7 protein-coding genes and 1 pseudogene are annotated in these 5331 nt (G+C 67.3%); 6 read left to right on the forward strand and 2 right to left on the reverse strand.

Annotated features, from left to right (window positions below):
• Positions 1-457 precede the first annotated feature (457 nt).
• Entirely contained in the window at positions 458-658 is a 201-nt protein-coding gene (locus AB0J09_RS55180; RefSeq protein ID WP_360710367.1) for a hypothetical protein, read from the reverse strand.
• Between the two features lie 220 nt (positions 659-878).
• Between AB0J09_RS55180 and AB0J09_RS55185 the strand changes: the two genes are divergently transcribed.
• Positions 879-1055 (forward strand): DUF6193 family natural product biosynthesis protein, encoded by a 177-nt coding sequence (locus AB0J09_RS55185; protein WP_360710369.1) that lies wholly within the window; start codon positions 879-881, stop codon positions 1053-1055.
• Positions 1056-1329: 274 nt separating this feature from the next.
• Here the strand turns inward: AB0J09_RS55185 and AB0J09_RS55190 are convergent.
• Positions 1330-1689: pseudogene (locus tag AB0J09_RS55190) on the reverse strand (TetR family transcriptional regulator); the annotation flags it as partial.
• A gap of 20 nt (positions 1690-1709) precedes the next feature.
• On the opposite strand from AB0J09_RS55190, the gene AB0J09_RS55195 reads away from it, so the two are divergent.
• From AB0J09_RS55195 to AB0J09_RS55215, 5 genes are all read left to right on the forward strand, one after another.
• The gene (locus tag AB0J09_RS55195) at positions 1710-2129 is read left to right on the forward strand and encodes a hypothetical protein (RefSeq protein ID WP_360710370.1); all 420 of its coding nucleotides are present in this window, start codon (positions 1710-1712) and stop codon (positions 2127-2129) included.
• Positions 2130-2405: 276 nt separating this feature from the next.
• Positions 2406-2912 (forward strand): hypothetical protein, encoded by a 507-nt coding sequence (locus AB0J09_RS55200; protein WP_360710371.1) that lies wholly within the window; start codon positions 2406-2408, stop codon positions 2910-2912.
• Positions 2913-3381: 469 nt separating this feature from the next.
• A complete protein-coding gene (locus tag AB0J09_RS55205; RefSeq protein WP_360710372.1) occupies positions 3382-3774 on the forward strand; it encodes a YciI family protein in 393 nt (130 codons plus the stop codon).
• 42 nt (positions 3775-3816) lie between these two features.
• Entirely contained in the window at positions 3817-5034 is a 1218-nt protein-coding gene (locus tag AB0J09_RS55210) for a DUF6596 domain-containing protein (RefSeq protein ID WP_360710374.1), read from the forward strand.
• Between the two features lie 61 nt (positions 5035-5095).
• Positions 5096-5331 (forward strand): hypothetical protein (locus AB0J09_RS55215; RefSeq protein WP_360710376.1); only part of this gene is annotated, 236 nt, incomplete at its 3' end.

Genomic DNA, 5331 nt, shown 5'->3' on the forward strand with positions numbered 1-5331 from the left:
GGTCCCCAACCCGCTCCCGCAGACACTTACCGCTTAACCTGCAGAAACAGGATCACGCGAAGATCGATTCATACACCACGTCCGTGGACGTGACCGAGGCAATTCGGCGGTAGCTCGACGCCTCCGGGCCGACTCGATGCCCAGTCGACCAATCCGCCTGCGGCGATTATCGTGTCTCCCTCGACCAGGCGTCCCGCCGCAGGGGCCTGCACGCCGCGTTTCCCATCATGGATCAGCGGGCGGGTGCCGGTCGGCCAGGCCGGCACTGTACTGGGGCCGCTACGGAAATCCAGAAGCGTTGGGATCGGCCTGAGCCTTCGGTTACAGAGCGAGGGCTCAGGCCGAGTCTTATGTGGGGTTCGGTGAGGGATGGGGTCTGGAGCGCGAGTGGCTCATTGTGCTTTGCCGGGAACGGGATCTTTGCAGCATCGTGGCCGGTTGGATATGAAGCAGTCGTTCATATGCCGTCTCGACGGCCTGCCGCCTCGCCACCGAGAACCGCGAGGTCTTCTCGTATCTCGGTCCAGATGTCGTCGATGTCGGTCTTCGCCTCGGCCATGCCTGTCGCGGTGGTGGCGTTGTCGTGGCTGGGGCACTGGCCCGCTTTGAGCGTGCGGAGGTGCAACAGCAGCTCGAGGATCTGTGCCTCTAGGTTCACGTACTCCTGCCTTACCCTGTCTTTGCGCAGCTCCGGCGGGTTTCCGGGCCTGATGAGGGGTCTTGCTGTAGCACACGGTGGCAGACAGGCCGCGTCCATGGCAGCCATCGTTCGTGGCCAGGGGGTGGGGTTCTTTATGCCGGCGCTGATGTTGTTTCTCCCGCGGGAGTTGATCGGGCACCATGCGTGCAGAACGCGAATGGGCCCATGAGCGGGGGAAGTGGGGAGAAACGACCGATCGCAGACGGGCTCTCCCTATGGAACTGGCCACATCGCAGAAGCCGAAATCGCAGCCGAGGCTGTGGCGATCGTGGTCGCCCACCTACCAGCTGGATGCGGCCCAGCGATCGACGGAACAGCCGACGACCTTGACGACCCGACCCCTGACTCCACATGAAGGGCGGCAGGTTGGTGGGCGGGTCCCGCACAACACGCGCTCAAGGAGCTGTGGGAGCCTACGCCCTCATTCCGCGTGGCGACTGACCAGGCGTGGCTGTTGCGCGTCATCGGCCGTGACCATGGAACGTCACTACCAATGAACATGCACGCTGCGATATGTCCTGACCGAAAGTCTCTGGTCACGCCCACGCTGGCGCCGTGATGAGAGGGGCGCGACTAACAGCATGGGAGTGCGCCCGTCCAGCGGTGTTGCCGACGTTTCGTCACGACCGTCAGGTGGGCGTCGCCGCCTTCAGGGCTGGCACGGCTGGGGCCGACGTGACCACGCGCAGCTCGCCAGCTATCTCGGCGATCAGGTCGGTGAGGGAGGCGTCGCTGCCGGGCGCGACCCAGCGGGCGAACGCCACCCGGAAGACCGTGACGCCTGACTCGGTTGCCAGGGTAGCCGTGGTCTCGCCGACGCCCTTGGCACGCAGGGCGGCGGCGACCGCCGCCGCCAGCGAGTCCGTCTTGCGCAGCTCGCGCTCCTGTAGCTCGGGGCTGCTCTCGATGATGGACTGACGCACCCGAACCAGGTCGAGGCGGTCGGCGAAGATCTCGTCCGCCGCCCGGTGGAAGGCGGCGATAACCGCCTCGAAAGGGGCGGCCCACGGTGCACAGTTCGCTCGACCACCACGGCTTCATCACAGCCATCATTGCCACCGCCCGGCAGAACGGGTACGCCGCATACGTCGGCGAGGGCACCAACCGGTGGCCGGCCGTGCACACGCTCGACGCGGCCGACCTCTACCGGCTCGCCCTCGAGAAAGCGCCGGCCGGCTCGCGCCTGCACGGGGCCGCCGACGAGGGCGTCCCGTTCGCCGACATCGCCGCCGCCATCGGCCGTAACCTGGGCATCCCGGTCCGCAGCATCAGCCCCGAGGAGGCAGTCGACTACTTCGGCTTCCTCGGGTCGTTCGCGCAGATGGACAACCCGACCTCGGCCGCGATCACCCGCGAACTGCTCGGCTGGACCCCGACCCACCCCGGCCTCACCGCCGACCTGGACGCGGGGCACTACTTCCAGGTATGAGCCACCAGCGGCGGCTCGGGACTGTTCTCGGGCCGCCGCTTCGTCTCATCGGGTATTCGGGACGAGCCCAGCTGCTCGGCTTCACTAGCTGACGCTCAAATCCGAACGCCGAAATCGACCAAGATGCGTGCGCTCGATTCGGCAGAGGCGGGATGTCCTCTCCCGGTAGGAACGATGCCCACTCGGCGGCAGAAGAGGATGTGGGCGATCGTGAGAAACAACGTTCACCGTGGCAGGTCGGCTGGGCGCGCTGCATGATGGCGGCAGGATAGGTAGGTGCTCATCGTGCGCGCGACCAAGAAGCTGCTCGACCGCATCGGCCCGCCCAGCCCGGGTGAAGGCGAGCAGTCCACCACTTTGTTGGGCCAGTGGTACGCCACAGCCGTGTTCTGGAAACCCCAGGTTGCGCTGTTTGTCAATGAATCGACGCTGCTGCCCGTGCTGATGCCGCTGGCCCCCGCAGCGACCCTGCTTGCCAGATTCCCGCAGCAGGTCGCCACGGTGCTCGCCGCGCACGGAACCCCCGACACGATCATCGGCGAGGAATTGCAGCAGATGCGCGACCGCCGCCTCGCCAAGACCGCCAACCGCAGCGTCGTCGGAATCATGAACGAGTTCACTTACCTCGCCGAGACCTACCGGGGTGACACCCCGGCGCCGGATCTGCTCGGCCTCGCGATGCGCCTGGCGACCACACCCTGCGGACCCCTCTACAGCAAACACATCAGTCCCGACCGCGAACTGCAGGCGTTGCTGCGCTCTATCACACCTCCAGCGGGCTGACCCGCCGACGACGGCCACACCGCCACGCAAGGATCGAGGCAGGACCGGACATGATCCCCTCCGCGGCGTGACAGTGCGTTCCGGCTGGGGTTACGGCTTGCAGACAGGACCTGGACGTCGAGTACGGATGCTTGGTACAACATCGGCTTGCACGGCCGCGACCTCCATGGGCAGCTGTCCGCCGCGCGACCTGGGCAGGAAGTGGCCTGTAGGACGGTCCTTCCTGACCGGGCACCAGGCCTTGATCATTCGCCGGGATCGTGCGCGTCGTGACGGGCAACCGGTCGGACTGCCGGGCCGGGGACTTCGCCCGTGCCCTGGGCATGTTCGCGTCCCGTGACCAGCGCACATCAGGGACGCGACTCCCAGCACGTCTCGAACTCCCGGATAGTGTCGACATCGGCAAATCCGCACCGACGTCCCAGCCGAGCGACGGAGCGGCCGTCGCACGAGACGAGAGCTGAAGGCCATGAAGTACGTGATCATGATCCACTCCAATCCGCAGCCGTGGGGGCACCCCACCGGCGACTACCTTGCTGCCTACCAGGAGTTGCCAGGTGGCATGCGCGAGCGGCTGAACGCCGAATTCGAGCAGGTGATGTCCGAACTGCAGGCCAACGGCGAACTGCTCGGCGGAGAGGCGCTCGGCGACCCCGCGGCCGCACGACTGTACCGGTGGCAGGACGGTTCCCCGCTGGCGAGCGACGGCCCATACTCGGAGGCCAAGGAGCATCTGGCCGGGTTCTTCCTCATCGACGTCGAGAGCCAGGCCCGCGCAGAGGAGGTCGCCGCGAAGTTCGCCGGCCCCGGAGAGACGGTGGAGCTGCGGCCGACGATGTGGCCAGGCGGCGACGACCAATAACGATCTTAGGCAGGTCGTATGGTGCGGCGGATACTCGCGGACGTGTGGCGTCGGGAGGCGCCACACGTCATCGGCGCGCTTGTGCGGAGGTACGGCGACCTCGGCGACTGCGAGGACGCGGCCCAGGAAGCTGCGGAGGCCGCTGCTTCTCAATGGCCCATCGGTGGGGTTCCCGACAATCCGAGGGCGTGGCTGATCCGAGTCGCGTCGCGGCGCCTGATCGACCGGGCCCGGGCCGACTCGGCCCGCGCCCGCCGCGAGGCGCTGGACGGGGCACAACGGCCGGATGACGTCGGCGTAGCGCCTGGAGCGGACGAGGTTCCCGCAACTGAGGTCGACGACACGCTCCGCTTGCTCTTCCTGTGCTGTCATCCTGCACTGAGCAGGCCGTCGCAGGTGGCGCTCAGCCTGCGGGCGGTGGCCGGGTTGAGCGTGGAGCAGATCGCGACCGCGTACCTGGTGCCGGTCCGCACAATGACCCAGCGCCTCAGCCGCGCCCGCGCGACGCTGCGTGGCGCAGGCGCGCGGTTCGCGATGCCGTCGGACAAAGAACTGCCGGCCCGGGTCGCAGCTGTGCTCGACGTCTGCCACCTGGTGTTCACCGAGGGCTACACGCGCACCTCCGGCGAGACCCTGGTCGACGTCGAACTCGCCGAGGAGGCGATCCGGCTCACCCGTCAAGTGCACGTTGCACTGCCCGACCATGACGAGGTGGCCGGCGCGTTGGCGCTGATGCTACTCACGCACGCGCGGCTGCCAGCGCGGACCGACTCTGCCGGTGATCTGGTGCCGCTTGCCGAGCAGGACCGCTCCCGCTGGCGGCGCGATCTGATCGCCGAGGGTGTCGCGCTGCTGGAGCAGACGCTGCCGCGGGGACACGTCGGCCGTTACCAAATCCAGGCGGCGATCGCCGCGGTCCACGCGGAGGCATCGACCTACCAGGCCACCGACTGGATGCAGATCAGCGTTCTATACGACATGCTGAGCCGAGTCGCTCCCGCCCCGACTGTGACGCTCAACCATGCCGTCGCCGTTGCGATGGCCCACGACCCGACGATCGGCTTGGCCCTGCTCGATCCGCTGCTGACCGATCCCGCGATGCAGCGGCATCACCGGCTGCATGCCGTACGCGCCCATCTGCTGGAGCTGAACGACGATGTGGAGGCCGCGGCCGAACATTACCGGCGGGCCGCGCAGCTGACGACGAGCCTGCCGGAGCAGCGCTACCTCAACCGGCGACTGCGCCAGCTAGGACACTAGGGCACCAAAGGTGCCCTAGTGTGCTCGCGTGCACCAACCGTGCACACACCATGATCGACAGGTGCTGCGAAAGTGGCCGACGACGCGGTTCGGGCTGCACACATCGCGGCAGAAGCGGTCATTCGAGGACGTCACGTCGCGTGGGTTGCCCCGGGTCATGAGACCCGGCTGCGCGATCAGACCGCAGAGGCGGCGCGCGCCCTTCTTCGTCGGAGGGTTAGGGCAGGATGTGGCCATGACTGTGACAGCTCGCCTGGACCTCGCCATATTCGACGCGGCGGACATCGAAAAAGTCGG

It is taken from the genome of Nonomuraea sp. NPDC049784 (assembly GCF_040659615.1).
In the GTDB taxonomy this organism is placed as follows: domain Bacteria; phylum Actinomycetota; class Actinomycetes; order Streptosporangiales; family Streptosporangiaceae; genus Nonomuraea.

Excerpts from the sequence above, each read along its gene's own strand:
- AB0J09_RS55205 (WP_360710372.1), top strand. The coding sequence starts at position 3,382 with ATGAAGTACGTGATCATGATCCACTCCAATCCGCAGCCGTGGGGGCAC.